The following is a 16,116-nucleotide window of genomic DNA, read 5'->3' as shown; positions in this document are numbered from 1 at the left end:
ACCTCCACGAGACCGCGACCATGAATCCTGCGAAATCCCCTTCATTGGGCCTGTCCCTGGGCATCCTCGCCACTGCGCTGCTGCCGGCCCTGGCCAGCGCGCAGTCCAGCAACCGCTACGACGGCAAGACCCTCACCGGCGACTGGGGCGGTACCCGCACCAACCTGTACGAGCGCGGCATCGCGTTCCGCGGTGACTACGTGGGCGAAGCGATGGGCGTGGTGGACGGTGGCTACGGCGAAACCGGTGCGCGCTACGCGCAGCAGGTGCGCGTGGGCATGGACCTGGACATGGGCAAGCTGGCTGGCTGGGACGGCGGTGCATTCCACTTCACCCTCAATGACCGTCGCGGCCGCAGCACCTCGGTGGACTTCGTCGGCAACCGCTTCCCGATCCAGGAAGCGTACGGCGGGCAGTACACGCGGCTGACCGAACTGAGCTACGACCAGACCTTCAACGCGGGCCAGTCGTACTACAAGCTGGGCTACTACGCGATGGGCAACCAGTTCGGCCTGCACAGCCTGCTGACCCACTTCGTCAACGCGGCCTTCTGCGCGCACCCGCTGGCGATGTCCGGCAACAGCGGCTGGTACAACTACCCGATGGCACGCTGGGGCGGCGAGTTCGCGCAGCAGATCAGCCCGGCGGTGAACGTGCGCACCGGCTGGTTCCAGGTCAATCCGAACCTGGGCGGCAACATCGAGCGCAATGCGTTCCGTCCTTTCGTCTCGGGCACCACCGGCTCGCTGTTCCCGGTGGAAGTGACCTGGACCCCGGCCAAGGGCAGCCGCTACGCCGGCGTCTACAAGTTCGGCGGTTACTACGACACCTCGCGCGTGGACAAGCGCGGCCTGGATACCTCGCCGACCACCGGCCGCCACGGCGCCTACGTGCTGGCCGAGCAGCGCCTGACCCAGGAATCGGCCGACCCGAGCCGCGGCCTGACCGCCTTCGCGCAGTACATGGTGTCCGACACCGATACCGCGCAGATCAAGCGCTGGTACGCGCTGGGCGGCGTCTACCAGGGTATCGGCTCGCGCGCGCAGGACAGCATCGCGCTGGGCTACGTGGGCGCAGACATCAACGACCGCCTGGTCGATGCGCGCCGGGCCACGCTGATGGCAGGGGGCGTACCCACCGATTCGCCGCTGTACAACCTCAGCCAGGCCGAGGAGCTGTTCGAACTGTCCTACAGCTTCCAGGTGAACCCGTGGCTGATGATCCGCCCGGACGTGCAGTACATCATCAACCCCGGCACCTTCAATTACAGCGGTACCGACAACGCCTGGGCCGTCGGTGTCCAGGCCAAGGTGACCTTCTGATGGCCGCGCGCTCCCTCCACGCTCTGGTGACTGCCATGAAACTCCCGTTCGCGTCCGTTGTCCTCGCCGGTGCGCTCAGCGCCTCCCCCCTGCTGGCCCTGGCCGCACCGCCGCCGGCGGTGCTGCAAGTCGGCCAGCTGCGCATCGGCGAGGGCAGCCCCCGCACCATCGTGCCGATCACCGGTGCCACCGCTGACGTTGCCCTCCAGCAAGCCGCTGCAATCGCGGCCAGCAAGGCCACCGACATCGCAGAATGGCGCATCGACTACCTGGACATCGCCACCGACGGCAAGGCGCTGGTCGCGCTGGGCAAGCGCATCCAGGCGACGCTGGGCGGCAAGCCGGTCATCGTCACCTTCCGCACCAAGGCCGAAGGCGGTGCCAAGCCGATCAGCGATGCCGACTACGGCGCGCTCTACGCCACGCTGCTGCGCGGCGGTGTCGCCCAGCTGATCGACGTGGAGATGTTCCGCGACCCGAAGGTGGTGAAGGCGCTGGTAGCGCAGGCGCACAAGGCCGGGGTGAAGGTGGTGATGTCCAACCATGACTTCCACGCCACGCCGCCGCGCGAAGAGATCGTCGCGCGCCTGCTGAAGCAGCAGGAACTGGGCGCGGACGTGCTGAAGATCGCCGTGATGCCGCGCGATGCCGGTGATGTGCTGGCCCTGCTCGATGCCACCTGGCAGGTCCGCCAGCAGAGCGACAAGCCGCTGCTGACGATGTCGATGGGCGGCACCGGCGTGGTGTCCCGGCTCGCGGGCGAAACCTTCGGCCAGGCCCTGACCTTCGGCATGATCGGCACCCCGTCGGCGCCGGGCCAGGTCGAGGTCGATCGCCTGCAGGACGTCCTGCAGGTCATCCATGCATCCAGCCAGGCCGGTCGCTGAGACCTTCCCCGCCGGACGTTCCATCGCATCACGCTGTTGCAGGAAACCGCACCATGAGCCACGCCTCCGCCGCCGCACCCTCGCTTGTCCTGGAACGGATGAGCCCCTTCCAGTGGACCGCCATCGCCATCTGCGTGCTGTTGAACATGCTCGATGGCTTCGATGTGATGGTCATGGCCTTCACCGCACCGCACGTATCGGCGGACTGGGAACTGTCGGGCAAGGTGCTGGGGCTGATGCTCAGTGCCGGCCTGGTCGGCATGGCGCTGGGTTCGTTCCTGCTGGCGCCGCTGGCGGATCGCTGGGGCCGGCGGCCGATGATCGTCTGCTGCCTGCTGATCCTGACCAGCGGCATGGCGCTGTCGGCGCTGGCGGCCAATGCCTGGCAGCTGGGCGCGCTGCGCGTGTATACCGGCATCGGCATCGGCGGCATGCTGGCCGGTGTCGGCGTGATCACCGCCGAGTACGCCAACGCCAAGTGGCGCAGCACGGCGGTCGCGCTGCAGGCCACCGGCTATCCGATCGGTGCCACCGCCGGCGGCCTGCTGGCGGCGTGGATGCTGGAACACTGGTCCTGGCACAGCGTGTTCCTGATCGGCGCGGGCGCGTCGCTGCTGTGCATTCCGCTGGTGCTGAAGTGCCTGCCGGAATCGCTGGATTTCCTGGTCGCGCGTCGCCCGGCCAATGCGCTGCCGCGACTCAACGCACTGCTGTCGCGCATGCGCATGCCGGAACTGCAGGCGCTGCCGCCGGCACCGGTGCGTGATGGCCAGCGCCAGGGCTATGCGGCGTTGTTCGTGGGCGACCTGCGCCGCGTCGCGCTGCTGATCGCGCTGGCCTTCTTCCTGCACATGTTCGCCTTCTACTTCGTGCTGAGCTGGACGCCGAAACTGCTGGTCTCGGCCGGTGTCTCGGCGCAGCAGGGCATCACCGGTGGCGTGCTGCTGAACCTGGGCGGCATCGTCGGCGGCAGCCTGTTCGGCTGGCTGGCCTCGCGCTGGTCGCTGTCGAAGCTGACCGCGGGCGCGCTGCTGCTGGCGATGGTCTCGATGCTGGGCTTTGCCGCCTTCAATACGCAGCTGGGCGTGGCGTTCCCGTTGGCCTTCGTGATCGGCGCGGCGTTGTTCGCGGCGATGGCTGGCCTGTATGCGGCTGCGCCGGTGGTGTTCGCCGCCGAAGTGCGTACGACCGGCCTGGGCTGGGCCATCGGCATCGGCCGCGTCGGCGCGATCCTCTCGCCGCTCACCGTGGGTGTGCTGGTGGACGGCCACTGGCAGCCCTCGGCGCTGTACGTGCTGTGCGCACTGCCGCTGCTGCTGGCGGCCTGGGCATGCCTGGGCCTGCGCGTCGGCGTGGGCCAGAACCGGCGTTGAACCGATGTCCGGAGCCTGTCACTCAATGTGCGATTATCGAATCAATGGGCCGAATATCGCATTGACCGGGCGGTGTGTCGTGGCGACCATGTCCGGGTCGCGTTTTCCCTTCGCAGTGGCCCTGCAGCGTGGCGGCGGTGACCGCCGGCAGGCAGGGCAAGGAGCAATGCAGTGATCGACAAGACCGTGGCCAGCGTGGAAGCAGCGGTGGCCGATATCCATGATGGCGCCACCGTGATGATCGGCGGCTTTGGTACCGCCGGCATGCCTGACGAGCTGATCGACGCGCTCATCGCACAGGGCGCGCGCGAACTGACCATCATCAACAACAACGCCGGCAACGGCGATACCGGCCTGGCTGCGCTGATCAAGCACAAGCGCGTGCGCCGCATCGTCTGCTCCTTCCCGCGCCAGGCCGATTCGCAGCACTTTGATGCTGCCTACCGCGCTGGCGAGATCGAACTGGAGCTGGTGCCACAGGGCAACCTGGCCGCGCGCATCCACGCGGCCGGATCCGGCCTGGGCGCGATCTTCACCCCGACCGGCTACGGCACCGAGCTGGCCCAGGGCAAGGAAACGCGCGAGATCGGCGGCCGCCACTACGTGCTCGAGTATCCGCTGCATGCCGACTTCGCGCTGATCAAGGCCGACCGCGGCGACCGCTGGGGCAACCTTGTGTATCGCAAGACCGCGCGCAACTTCGGCCCGCTGATGGCGATGGCCGCGCGCTGCGCCATCGTGCAGGTACGTGAGGTGGTGGCGCTGGGCGAACTGGACCCGGAGGCCGTGGTGACCCCGGGCATCTTCGTACAGCGCGTAGTGCCGGTGGCCGCAGAAGGAGTGCAGGCATGAACAAGCTCAGCCGCGAACAGATAGCCGCGCGCGTGGCGCGCGACATTCCCGAAGGGGCCTACGTCAACCTGGGCATCGGCCTGCCGACCACGGTGGCCAACTTCCTGCCGGCCGACAAGGAGATCTTCCTGCAGTCGGAAAACGGCCTGCTGGGCATGGGCCCGGCGCCGGCCCCAGGCCAGGAAGATCCGGACCTGATCAACGCCGGCAAGCAGCCGGTCACGCTGCTGACCGGTGGCTGCTATTTCCACCATGCCGATTCGTTCGCGATGATGCGTGGCGGCCACCTGGACATCTGCGTGCTCGGCGCCTTCCAGGTGTCGGCGCACGGCGATCTGGCCAACTGGAGCACCGGCGCGCCCGACGCGATTCCCGCCGTGGGCGGCGCGATGGACCTGGCCATCGGTGCCAAGCAGGTCTTCGTGATGATGGACCTGTTCACCAAGAAGGGTGAGAGCAAGCTGGTGGCCGAATGCAGCTACCCGCTGACCGGCCTGCGCTGCGTATCGCGCGTGTATACCGATGTGGCGGTGTTCGACCTCAGCGCCGACGGTGCGACCGTGCTGGAGATGGTCGAGGGCATGGACATCGAACAACTGCGTGAACTGACCGGCCTGCCGCTGGCACTGGCCGAGGGAGCCTGAGATGAGCCTGCACGAGACCTACATCGTCGATGGCATCCGCACCCCGATCGGCCGCTACGGCGGCGCGCTGTCCGGCGTGCGCGCCGATGACCTCGGCGCGATCCCGCTGAAGGCGCTGCTGGCGCGCCACCCGCAGCTGGACCCGGCGCGGGTCGAGGATGTCTACCTGGGCTGTGCCAACCAGGCCGGTGAGGACAACCGCAACGTCGCCCGCATGAGCCTGCTGCTGGCCGGCCTGCCGGTGACGGTGCCGGGCAGCACGATCAACCGCCTGTGTGGTTCGGGCCTGGATGCGATCGGCACCGTGGCCCGTGGCATCGCCGCCGGCGAGCTGGGCCTGGCCATTGCCGGTGGCGTCGAATCGATGTCGCGCGCGCCGTTCGTGATGGGCAAGGCCACCTCGCCGTTCGCCCGTGACCAGCAGATCGAAGACACCACCATGGGCTGGCGCTTCATCAACCCGCGCCTGCGTGAGCTGCACGGGGTGGAGACCATGGGCCAGACCGCCGAGAACGTGGCCGAGCGCTACGGCATCAGCCGCGAGGACCAGGATGCGTTCGCCCTGCGCAGCCAGCAGCGCACGGCTGCTGCGCAGGCGCGTGGTTTCTTCGACGGCGAAATCGTCGCGGTGGACGTGCCGGGCCGCAAGCGCGGCGAGACCGTGACCGTCGACCGCGATGAACACCCGCGCGGCGATACCACCGCTGAGGCGCTGGCCAGGCTGAAGCCGCTGTTCCGCCAGCCGGGCACGGTCACCGCCGGCAATGCCTCGGGCATCAACGATGGTGCCGCGGCACTGCTGCTCGCGTCGGGCGCGCAGGTGAAGGCGCTGGGCCTGACCCCGCGCGCGCGCATTCTTGGTTTCGCCAGCGCCGGCGTGGAGCCGGCCATCATGGGCATGGGCCCGGTGCCGGCCAGCCAGAAGCTGATGGCACGGCTGGGCCTGTCGATCACCGATTTCGATGCCATCGAACTGAACGAAGCCTTCGCCTCGCAAGGCCTGGCCTGCATGCGCCAGCTCGGCCTGGCCGACGACGCCGCGCACGTGAACCCCAACGGCGGTGCCATCGCCCTGGGCCATCCCCTGGGCATGAGCGGTGCGCGGCTGGCGCTGACCCTGCTGCGCCAGCTGGAAGCCAGCGGCGGCCGCCGTGGCCTGGCCACGATGTGCATCGGCGTGGGGCAGGGCGTGGCGCTGGCCATCGAACGCGTGTAAGCCTTCCGCATCCATGATCTGCAAGACAGCCGCGGCCCCCGGGCCGCTCGCCAACAGGAGTACGCCATGAGCGATCCCACCGAACTGCGCGGCTACCGCAAGCCGTACCCCGGCAGCCAGCCGCCGCGCATCCACCTGCCGTATGCCTCCACCGCGCTGCGTGGCCCGGGTACCGACCCGATCGCCATCCCGGTGACGCTCTCGGAAGTGACCGGCCCGAGCATCAACCGCATCACCCTGGGTGAGCATGCCGCCGACCTGACGGCCGGTTTCCCCGGCCAGCCGCAGGGCGAGCGCATCATCGTCAGCGGCCGCGTGCTGGACGAGAATGGTCGCCCGGTGCGCAACACCGTGGTCGAGGTCTGGCAGTGCAACGCCGCCGGCCGCTACCTGCACAAGGGCGACCAGCACGACGCACCGCTGGACCCCAACTTCAAGGGCACCGGCCAGGTGCTGACCGACAGCGAAGGCCGCTACCGGTTCACCACCATCAAGCCCGGCGCGTACCCCTGGCGCAACCACTACAACGCCTGGCGCCCGGCGCACATCCATTTCTCACTGCACGGCGATGGCATCGGCCAGCGCCTGGTCACGCAGATGTACTTCCCCAACGACCCGCTGCTGGCGTTCGATCCCATCTACAACTGCGTGGATGACGCCAAGGCGCGCGAGCGCATGGTGTCCTCGTTCGACTGGGAAAACACCGCCAACGAATTCGCGCTCGGCTACCGCTTCGACATCGTGCTGCGCGGTCGCAAGATGACCGTCTGGGAGTAAGACCATGAGTTTCCAATCCACTCCATGGCAGACCGTAGGCCCGTACTACCGGCTGGGCCTGGAACCGCTGTACCGCACCGAAATCGCCCCGGCCACCGCGCAGGGTGAACGCGTGGAGGTGCAGGGCCAGGTGTTCGATGGCAACGGCGTGCCGGTGTCCGATGCCGTGCTGGAAATCTGGCAGGCCGACGCGCAGGGCATCTACGCCCATGGCGAAGACCCGCGTCGTGGCAACCACGACCCGGCCTTCGATGGCTGGGGCCGCGTGCCCACCGATGACCAGGGCCGCTTCGCCTTCACCACCGTCAAGCCGGGCCGCGTGCCGGGCCTGCGTGGCGAGCCGCAGGCACCGCACCTGGTCGTGCTGGTGTTCATGCGCGGCCTGCTGCAGGCCACCCGTGGCCGCATCTATTTCAGTGACGAGGCAAGCAATGGCGAGGACGGCATCCTCGCGCTGGTGCCGGCCGAACGCCGCCACACCCTGGTCGCGCAGGCGCAGGGCAAGGGCCTGTACCACTGGGACGTGCGCATGCAGGGCCCGGATGAAACGGTGTTCTTCGCCTACTGACGCCGGCGCGCCCGACGCGCCTTCCGGCCACTCCATGCCCGCGTGCAGCGCGCGCGGGTAAGCTGTGGCCACCCAGGATGGACTGCACCGATGAGCCACTCCCCAACGCTGCTGGGCGGTCTGTTCGGCGACCCCGCCGTCGACGCCGTGTTCAGTGATGAAGCACGCCTGCAGGCGATGCTGGATGTCGAACGCGCCCTGGCGCGCGCGCAGGTGCAGTGCGGGGTGATACCCGCCGCTGCGCTGGCGCCGATCGAAGCGGCCTGCAGCGCCGCCCTGTACGCCGTACCCGCGCTGTCGGCCGCTACGGCACTTGCCGGCAACCCGGCCATTCCGCTGGTCAAGGCGCTTACTGCGCAGGTCAAGGCGAACGATGCCGACGCCGCGCGCTGGGTGCACTGGGGCGCCACCAGCCAGGACATCATCGATACGGGCGCGGTGCTGCAGCTGCGCGCGGCGGTCAGCCACGTGCGGGCGCGCCTGCAGGTGCTGTGCACGGCGCTGGCGCGGCTGGCCGAGGCCGAGCGCGGCACCGGCCTGCCGGGGCGCACGCTGCTGCAGCAGGCGGTGCCGGTGACCTTCGGGTTGAAGGCGGCCGGTTGGCTGGATGCCCTGCAGCGCAGCCAGCGGCGCCTTGATGCGCTGGCCGACGACACCCTGGTGCTGCAGTTCGGCGGTGCCGCCGGTACGCTGGCCTCGCTGCAGACGCGCGGGCTGGACGTGGCCGAAGCCCTCGCAGCCGGGCTGCAGTTGCCGCTGCCGGCGCTGCCCTGGCACACCGCGCGTGACCGCATCGCCGAGTTCGGCAGCGTGTTCGCGCTGCTGACCGGCAGCCTCGGCAAGATCGCCACCGACATCGTGCTGCTGATGCAGTCGGAAGTTGCTGAAGCCTTCGAGCCGGCGGGCGAGGGCAAGGGTGGTTCCTCGGCGATGCCGCACAAGCGCAACCCGGTTGGCTGCGTGGCGGCCATTGCCGCCGCAACGCGCGTGCCGGGCCTGCTGTCCACGTTGTTCAGCGCCCTGCCGCAGCCGCACGAGCGCGCGGCCGGGCAATGGCACGCCGAGTGGGACACCGTGCCGGAGATCGTGCGCCTGTGCGCCGGCAGCCTGGCCCAGGTGAGCGTGGTGGTGCACGGCCTGCAGCTGGACCGCGGGCGCATGCGCCAGCACCTGGACAGCCATGGTGGCCTGCTCTATGCCGAAGCCGTGGCGGTCACCCTGGGCGAGCGCATCGGCAAGCCGGCCGCGCACGCGCTGGTGGAACACGCCGCCAAGCAGGCGCTGGCGCAGTCGCTGCATCTGCGCGAGGTGCTGGCGCAGACGCCGGAGGTCACCGCGCAGCTGTCGCCCGTACAACTCGATGCCCTGTTCGCCGCCGACAGCTGGCGCGGCATGGCCGATACCTGGATCGACCGCGTGCTCGCGCGCGGCTGATCCCCACATTCGCTGGAGCACGCATGCCCTTCCTCGACCTTCCGCAGCATCGCCTGCATTACCAGACCGAGGGCCGCGCCGATGCGCCGTGGCTGACTTTCTGCAATTCGCTGGGTACCGACCTGAGCATGTGGCAGCCGCAGGTGGATGCGCTGGCCTCGCAGTACCGCATCCTGCGCTATGACCGCCGCGGCCATGGCCAGTCCAGTGCGCCGCCGGGGCTGTACACCGTGGCCGAGCTGGGCGCCGACGTGCTGGCGCTGTGGGATCACCTTGGCATCGAGCGCAGCCATTTCTGCGGGCTGTCGATCGGTGGCCTGACCGGACAGTGGCTGGGCGTGCATGCAGGCAACCGCCTGCGCACGCTCACCGTGGCTGCCACCGCAGCAAAGATCGGCACGCTGGACGGCTGGCAGGCGCGCATCGCCCAGGTCCAGCACGATGGCCTGCTGCCGCTGGTGGACGGCACCCGCGAGCGCTGGTTCACCGCCAGCTTCGCACAGACCCATGCCAGCCAGGTGGAGGACATCCTGCAGCGCTTCCTCGCCACCAGCGTGGCCGGCTATGCAGGCTGCTGCAACGCCGTGGGCATGGCCGATTTCCGTGATGTGCTGGGTCGCATCGGCGTGCCGCTGCTGGCCATTGCCGGTGACGACGATCCGGTCTGCGTGCCGGCCGAGCTGCAGGCCATCGCCGATGGCGTGGCGCAGGGGCGTTATGCCGCTGTAGCAGGCCGCCACATCTGCAATCTGGAATCGCCGCAGGCGTTCACTGCCGCACTGGCCGCGCATCTTTCCGCGCCGCACTGAATCACTCAACAGGGTTACGACGATGGACGAACAGGAACGCTACGAAGCCGGCCTTGCGGTGCGCCGCCAGGTGCTGGGCGAGGCGCACGTTGACCGCTCGCTGCAGGCGCGCACTGAGTTCACGACTGAATTCCAGGATTTCATCACCCGCACGGCGTGGGGCACGGTGTGGACGCGCGAAGGACTGCCGCGGCATACGCGCTCGCTGCTGACCATCGTGATGATGGTGGCACTGGGCCACGATGAAGAGTTCAAGCTGCACATCCGCGCCGCCCGCAACAACGGCGTAACGCCGGAGGAGATCAAAGAGGTGCTGCTGCAGGCCGCGATCTATTGTGGCGTGCCGGCGGCCAACCACGCCTTCGCGCTGGCCAAGCCGATCCTGGAAGAGCAGGCGTCCGAGGGCTGACGCCGAACATCCGCCGGGCATGGCCAGGCGCTACCACGCCGCGGCCTCGGTAGCGCCGGGCCATGCCCGGCGGATGTGCCTCAATTCAACAGCGCGCCCAGCCGTTGCGCTGCTTCGCGCAGGCGTGGCAGCAGCTGGGTCTGCATCACGCCCAGGCCGATGCGGCCCGCCTGGGTGCCGATGTTCAGCGCGGCCACCACATCGCCGCTGCGCGAACGCACGGGCACGGCGATCGAGCGCAGGCCGATCTCCAGCTCCTGGTCGACCAGCGAAACGCCTTCACGACGCACTTTTTCCAGCAGGTCGAGGAAGTCATCCATGCGGGTGACGGTGCGGTCGGTGCGCGGCCGCAGCGGGTTGCGTTCCAGGTAGCCTTCCAGCGTGTCGCGCGGCAGGGCGGCCAGCAGCACGCGGCCCATCGACGTGCAGTAGGCCGGCAGGCGGCTGCCCGCACGCAGGCCGATCGACATGATGCGCACGGTTTCCGCGCGTGCGACGTACAGGATGTCATCGCCATCGAGCACGCCCAGCGAGCAGGATTCGTGCACGTCATCGCGCAGGGCATCCAGCACGGGCTGTGCGGCCGCGGTCATCGACGACGAGGCGACGTAGGCGCCGCCCATGCCCAGCACGCGCGGCAGCAGTACGAAGCCACGGCCCTGCTCGCCCACGTAGCCCAGCTTTTCCAGCGTGTACAGCACCCGGCGCACGGCTGCGCGCGAGATGCCGGTATCGGTGCTGATCTGCGACATCGTCACTTCACGCGGGTGCTGCGAGAACACGCTCAGCACGGCCAGGCCGCGGCCGAGCGAGGTCATGAAATCCGGATCGCCCTGGTTGTCCTGGATCTGCTGCATCAGCTCATGGGCCAGCCCACGGTCCTGCGGTGGCGCAGGCGGGCGCTTGGGGCGACGGCTGGGAGGAACGGCAGGCATGGCAGCAGCTTTCATCAGGTTCGACCTTGCATGGTAAGCGCTGGAACCGGTAACCGGTACCCACGCGGCGCAGCCTGGCAGGCTGCACCGCGTGGCACGGCTCACTTGCGCTCGGGCAGCGCGTAAGCGATCACGTAGTCGCCACGGTCCGGCGACTGGCGTGCGCCACCGGCGGAAATCACCACGTACTGGCGTCCGGTCTTAGGCGAAACGTAGGTCATCGGCGTGCCCTGGCTGCCGACCGGCATGCGTGCCTTCCACACTTCCTCGCCGGTGCGGCTGTCATAGGCGCGCAGGTAGTAATCCTGCGTACCGGCGAAGAACAGCAGGCCTGACTGCGTAGCCAGCGAACCACCCAGCGTCGGCATGCCGATCGGAATCGGCAGGCCCATCTTGATGCCCATCGGCCCGGTGTCCTTCACCGTGCCCACCGGCACCTGCCAGACCAGCTGGCGGGTGGCCAGGTTGATCGCCGACATCGTGCCGAACGGGGGCTTCTGGCAGGGGATGCCCAGCTTGGACAGGAAGCGGTCGCGCAGCGAGCCGTACGGCGTGCCGGTCTGCGAAGCCGCACCCATTTCCACGCCACCGTCGCCGCTGGTCATCTGCGCGCGCGGGATCAGCTTGGTCCACAGGCCCAGGCGCATGTCGTTGACGAACAGGTAGCCGGTGGTCGGGTCGATCGAGGCGCTGCCCCAGTTCATGCCGCCCAGCGAACCCGGCCACTGCAGCGCCAGATCCTCGCCCGGCGGCGTGTACATGCCGTCGTAGCGGAACTGCTTGAACTGGATGCGGCACAGCATCTGGTCGATCGGGGTGGCGCCCCACATGTCCGATTCGGTCAGCGTCTGTGCACCGATCTGCGGCAGGCCTACCGACAGCGGCTGGGTCGCGGCATAGCGCTCGCCCTGTGCATTGCCCTGCGGCGCGGGGATGTTGCGCACCTCGCTGATCGGCACGCCGGTCTGGCGGTTGAGCATGAAGATCTGCCCGGCCTTGGTGATCTGCAGCAGGGCCGGCAGCGTGCCGCCCTTGCCGTCGGGCACGTCGGTCAGGGTCGGCTGTGCGGGCAGGTCGTAGTCCCACAGATCGTGGTGCACGGTCTGGTAGACCCAGCGTTCCTTGCCGGTGGCAACATCCAGCGCGACCACGGCCGAGCTGTACTTGTCATCCTGCGGGGTCCGCTCGCCGGCCCACTGGTCCGGCGTGGTGTTGCCGGTAGGCAGGTAGACCAGGCCCAGCTGCGGGTCGTAGGCCATCGAGGTCCACACGTTCGGGGTGGCACGGGTGTAGTGGATCGACGGATCCAGCGGCACGTCCGGGGTTTCCTTGGACAGATCCCAGACCCAGGCCAGCGCACCGGTACGCACGTTGTAGGCGCGCACCACGCCGGATGGTTCACCCACTTCGATGTTGTCGGCCACGCGGCCGCCAACCACGATCAGCTCGCCCGCCACCAGCGGCGCGGCGGTGAGCGTATAGAAGCCGGGCTTGATCTCGCCCATGCCGGTCTTCAGGTCGACCACGCCGTTGCTGCCGAAGTCCGGGCAGAGGGCGCCGGTCTTCGCATCCAGCGCGAACAGGCGGGCATCGATGGAGGTCATCAGGATGCGCTGCTCGCACAGCGCCGGGGCGGTGCCGGCGGTTTCCGAGGCCGGCATCGGCGCGGGCGCCGGGGCCGCTGCAGTCGCCGCCGCGGGTGCGGTGGCCGCATCAAAATAGCCCAGGCCGCGGCAACGCTGCCAGTTCGGCGCGGTCGCCTTGGGGTCGAACGCCCAGCGCTGCTTGCCGGAGTCGGCATCGATGGCGATCACCTGGTTGTGCGGCGTGCACAGGTACAGGGTGTTGCCGATCTGCAGCGGGGTGTTCTGGTCCTCGGCACCGAAGCCGTTGCTTTCCGGCACGTCGCCCGTGTGCGCGGTCCAGGCAACCTGCAGTTCCTTCACGTTGGCCGGGGTGATCTGGTCCAGCGCGGCGAAGCGGGTGCCGGCGGTGGTGTTGCCCCAGTGCATCCAGTCGCGCTGTTCAGCGCCCTTGGCCACCGGCACCACCGGCGGCGTGGTGCCCTGCGCGGTCTGTACCGGGCGCGGCTGGAACGCAGACACCGCCGTGCCCAGCAGGCCAACCAGCAGCACTGCAGCCACGCCATAGGCGCCGCGACCGGCAGCCTGGCCGCGGCTGCGGCGCAGCACCGGCCAGGCCAGGGCAACCAGCAGGGCCAGCACGGCCGGCATCACCAGGCGCGAGACCAGCGGCCAGAACTCCCAGCCCGCATCCACCAGCGCCCAGGCCAGCGTGGCCACGAAGGCCAGGCCGTACAGCAGCGCACCCTTCGGCCGGCGCATCGCCAGCAGGACGCCAGCCACGGCCGACACCGCACCCATCAGCAGGAAATACCAACTGCCCCCCAGCTGTACCAGGCGAACACCGCCGACCAGCAGAGCCAGGCCGAACAGGGTCACCAGGATGCCGAGCAGGACCACCAGCACACGGCACAGGGCCGGAACTTTCGTCGTCTCGTCCACGTTGCATGAACCTCATTGCGAAGAACCCGCGCGGAGGCGGGCAAAGCCCCGCGCGCGCCAGGCGTGGCGGGGGCCGTCGGCATCCGGGGCGGCTGCGGGCCATGGCGGCGGGCAGGCGTCGGCCTGCTTATGACGCAGGCTGGGTGAATGACCGGTTAGGGCGATTATCGCACGTGTGTGCGATTTTGGCGTGACGCCAGGCCGCCACGGGTGGAACGCAGCGGCGCGGTGGTGCCGGGAACGGGCAGGGCAGGGGCGAACCGGTTACCCTATGCCGCCATACAAGCTGGTAGCTGCAATGACCGACGCCACCGTGGCCGTCCCCGCCTGGGCTTCGCGCCTGCGCGATATCGCCGATTTCCCGAAGCCCGGCATCCTGTTCAAGGACATCATGCCGCTGCTGGCCCACGGCGAAGACTTCCGCGGCGCGATCTCGGCCATGGCCGACCGTTGGCGCGGGCAGCAGCTGGATGCCATCGTCGGCATCGAATCGCGCGGGTTCATCCTGGGCGCCGCCATGGCGCTGGAACTGGGCGTGGGCTTCGTGCCGGTGCGCAAGCCGGGCAAGCTGCCGGGCAAGGTGCTGCGCGAGGAATACACGCTGGAATACCGCAGCGACTGCATCGAAGTGCATGCAGACGCGCTGCCGGCCGGTGCGCGCGTGGCCATCATCGATGACGTGCTGGCCACCGGCGGCACCCTGGGCGCCGCGCTGTCGCTGGTCCGCCGCCTGGGCGTTGAAGTGGTGGGTGCCGGCGTGCTGGTCGAGCTGGACGGCCTGGGTGGCCGCGCCCGCTGGGAAGCCGGCCTGCCGCTGCACACCGAACTGGTGTTCTGATGGCGTCGCCGGGCATGGCCCGGCGCTAGACACGGCATGCAGGTAGCGCCGGGCCATGCCCGGCGCACACCTTGACCGTTACATCATCCGCACGCGGAAGCGACGGCCCTTGATCTTGCCGGCTTCCAGCTTCGCGACAGCCTTGTTGACCTGCTCACGGGCGATGGCCACGTAGGAGCGGGTCGGGAAAATCGCGATCTTGCCGATGTGCTTGGCCGAAAGGCCGGCATCACCGGTGAGCGCGCCGAGGATGTCACCTGCGCGCAGCTTGTCGGTCTTGCCGCCATCGATGCGCAGGGTGCGCATCGCCGCCTGCGGCAGCTCGGCCGGGCGCGAAGTCGCCAGCGGCGTCTTCTGCCAGTCCAGCGGCTGGCCCATATGGGCTTCCACCGCCTCGGCACGGGTCTTCTCGCGGCCGGCCACCAGGCTGATCGCCAGGCCGCTGGCACCGGCGCGGCCGGTACGGCCCACGCGGTGCTGGTAGCTTTCCACGTCGGTGGGCAGCTCGTAGTTGATCACCGCTGCCAGCTCTTCCACGTCCAGGCCGCGCGCGGCGACGTCGCTGGCCACCAGCACGTTGCAGCTGCGGTTGGCCAGGCGAAGCAGCACTTCCTCGCGGTCACGCTGTTCCATGTCGCCATGCAGGGCCAGCGCCGAGAACCCGAACTGCTGCAGCGAGTTGGCGACCTCGTCCACGTCCTTGCGGGTGTTGCAGAACACCACCGCCGATTCCGGCGTGTACTTCAGCAGCAGGCCGGCCAGCGCCTTCTGCCGGTGGGCCGGTTCCACTTCGCAGAACAGGTGGCGGATGGCCGGGGCCTGGTCGGCGCCTTCCACGGTCACTTCCACCGCGTCGCGCAGCAGGTCGCGGGCGATCTCGCGGATGCTGTCGGGGAAGGTGGCCGAGAACAGCAGGCTCTGCCGCTCCTTGTGGGTGCGTCCGGCGATCTCGCGGATCGGCTCTTCAAAGCCCATGTCCAGCATGCGGTCGGCTTCGTCCAGCACCAGGGTGCGCACCGCGCCCAGGTTCAGGGCGCGCTTGCGGGCCAGCTCCTGCACGCGGCCGGGGGTGCCGACCACCACGTGCGGATCATGGCCTTCCAGCGAGGCCAGCTGCGGGCCCAGCGGCACGCCACCGACCAGCAGCAGCAGCTTCACGTTGGGAATGCCGGTGGCCAGCTTGCGGATCTGCTTGGCAACCTGGTCAGCCAGTTCGCGGGTGGGGCACAGCACCAGCGCCTGCACGCGGATCAGGCTGGGGTCGATGGCCTGCAGCAGGCCAAGGCCGAAGGCGGCGGTCTTGCCGCTGCCGGTCGGCGCCTGTGCAATCACATCGCGGCGATCCAGGATCGCCGGCAGGCTCTGCGCCTGGATCGGCGTGAGAGTGGTATAGCCGAGGGCGTCCAGGCCGGGCTGCAGGGCCGGGCTCAGCGGCAGGGTCGAAAAGTCAGTCATGGCACATTGTACCTGTGCGCGGGGCCGGTCCCGCTCCGGGCCTTCATCCACGCATGGCGTGGATCTACCGGG

General features: G+C 69.1%; 15 protein-coding genes. 12 read left to right on the top strand and 3 right to left on the bottom strand.

Translation table 11 applies throughout. The features are described 5' to 3' along the window. Window positions 1–20: 20 nt before the first annotated feature. The 11 genes from QMZ26_RS03665 to pcaC all read left to right on the top strand — a co-directional run bounded on the left by QMZ26_RS03665 (window position 21) and on the right by pcaC (window position 10,291). Window positions 21–1,322 carry a carbohydrate porin gene (locus QMZ26_RS03665; protein ID WP_283220609.1) on the top strand — a complete coding sequence of 434 codons (1,302 nt, stop codon included), beginning with the start codon at window positions 21–23 and terminating at the stop codon, window positions 1,320–1,322. Window positions 1,323–1,357: 35 nt separating this feature from the next. Further along, entirely contained in the window at window positions 1,358–2,209 is an 852-nt protein-coding gene (gene aroD / locus QMZ26_RS03660) for a type I 3-dehydroquinate dehydratase (RefSeq protein ID WP_283220608.1), read from the top strand. A 53-nt stretch (window positions 2,210–2,262) separates the two neighbouring features. Beyond that, window positions 2,263–3,582: an MFS transporter gene (locus tag QMZ26_RS03655; RefSeq protein WP_079221587.1), complete on the top strand. Its 1,320-nt coding sequence runs from the start codon at window positions 2,263–2,265 to the stop codon at window positions 3,580–3,582. A gap of 171 nt (window positions 3,583–3,753) precedes the next feature. Next, the gene (locus tag QMZ26_RS03650) at window positions 3,754–4,434 is read left to right on the top strand and encodes a 3-oxoacid CoA-transferase subunit A (protein ID WP_283220607.1); all 681 of its coding nucleotides are present in this window, start codon (window positions 3,754–3,756) and stop codon (window positions 4,432–4,434) included. Continuing rightward, window positions 4,431–5,078 carry a 3-oxoacid CoA-transferase subunit B gene (locus QMZ26_RS03645; protein ID WP_283220606.1) on the top strand — a complete coding sequence of 216 codons (648 nt, stop codon included), beginning with the start codon at window positions 4,431–4,433 and terminating at the stop codon, window positions 5,076–5,078. Before QMZ26_RS03650 ends, QMZ26_RS03645 begins: the two co-directional genes overlap by 4 nt. Before the next feature lie 7 nt (window positions 5,079–5,085). After that, the gene (pcaF, locus tag QMZ26_RS03640) at window positions 5,086–6,294 is read left to right on the top strand and encodes a 3-oxoadipyl-CoA thiolase (RefSeq protein WP_283220633.1); all 1,209 of its coding nucleotides are present in this window, start codon (window positions 5,086–5,088) and stop codon (window positions 6,292–6,294) included. Window positions 6,295–6,360: 66 nt separating this feature from the next. Next, window positions 6,361–7,071, top strand: a complete 711-nt coding sequence (gene pcaH, locus QMZ26_RS03635) for a protocatechuate 3,4-dioxygenase subunit beta (RefSeq protein WP_079221590.1) — start codon at window positions 6,361–6,363, stop codon at window positions 7,069–7,071. Between the two features lie 4 nt (window positions 7,072–7,075). After that, on the top strand, window positions 7,076–7,639 hold the full coding sequence (pcaG, locus tag QMZ26_RS03630; RefSeq protein ID WP_283220605.1) for a protocatechuate 3,4-dioxygenase subunit alpha: 564 nt from the start codon (window positions 7,076–7,078) through the stop codon (window positions 7,637–7,639). 90 nt (window positions 7,640–7,729) lie between these two features. Continuing rightward, window positions 7,730–9,073: a 3-carboxy-cis,cis-muconate cycloisomerase gene (locus QMZ26_RS03625; protein WP_283220604.1), complete on the top strand. Its 1,344-nt coding sequence runs from the start codon at window positions 7,730–7,732 to the stop codon at window positions 9,071–9,073. 23 nt (window positions 9,074–9,096) lie between these two features. Then, window positions 9,097–9,882 carry a 3-oxoadipate enol-lactonase gene (gene pcaD, locus QMZ26_RS03620; protein ID WP_283220603.1) on the top strand — a complete coding sequence of 262 codons (786 nt, stop codon included), beginning with the start codon at window positions 9,097–9,099 and terminating at the stop codon, window positions 9,880–9,882. Window positions 9,883–9,904: 22 nt separating this feature from the next. Then, window positions 9,905–10,291 (top strand): 4-carboxymuconolactone decarboxylase, encoded by a 387-nt coding sequence (gene pcaC, locus QMZ26_RS03615; RefSeq protein WP_079221594.1) that lies wholly within the window; start codon window positions 9,905–9,907, stop codon window positions 10,289–10,291. An 80-nt stretch (window positions 10,292–10,371) separates the two neighbouring features. Here the strand turns inward: pcaC and QMZ26_RS03610 are convergent, their stop codons facing one another. Both QMZ26_RS03610 and QMZ26_RS03605 read right to left on the bottom strand, forming a co-directional pair. Then, the gene (locus QMZ26_RS03610) at window positions 10,372–11,226 is read right to left on the bottom strand and encodes an IclR family transcriptional regulator C-terminal domain-containing protein (protein WP_283220602.1); all 855 of its coding nucleotides are present in this window, start codon (window positions 11,224–11,226) and stop codon (window positions 10,372–10,374) included. Window positions 11,227–11,327: 101 nt separating this feature from the next. Next, entirely contained in the window at window positions 11,328–13,751 is a 2,424-nt protein-coding gene (locus QMZ26_RS03605) for a membrane-bound PQQ-dependent dehydrogenase, glucose/quinate/shikimate family (RefSeq protein WP_283220601.1), read from the bottom strand. A gap of 298 nt (window positions 13,752–14,049) precedes the next feature. Here QMZ26_RS03605 and QMZ26_RS03600 point away from each other — a divergent pair, with 298 nt between their 5' ends. Further along, window positions 14,050–14,589, top strand: coding sequence for an adenine phosphoribosyltransferase (locus QMZ26_RS03600; RefSeq protein WP_079221597.1), 540 nt, complete (start codon window positions 14,050–14,052; stop codon window positions 14,587–14,589). 78 nt (window positions 14,590–14,667) lie between these two features. Here the strand turns inward: QMZ26_RS03600 and dbpA are convergent, their stop codons facing one another. Further along, window positions 14,668–16,044: an ATP-dependent RNA helicase DbpA gene (gene dbpA, locus QMZ26_RS03595; protein ID WP_283220600.1), complete on the bottom strand. Its 1,377-nt coding sequence runs from the start codon at window positions 16,042–16,044 to the stop codon at window positions 14,668–14,670. Window positions 16,045–16,116 lie beyond the last annotated feature (72 nt).

The organism is Stenotrophomonas sp. PFBMAA-4 (genome assembly GCF_030053215.1).
GTDB lineage: Bacteria > Pseudomonadota > Gammaproteobacteria > Xanthomonadales > Xanthomonadaceae > Stenotrophomonas.
This window is presented reverse-complemented; position numbering and strand designations above follow the sequence as displayed.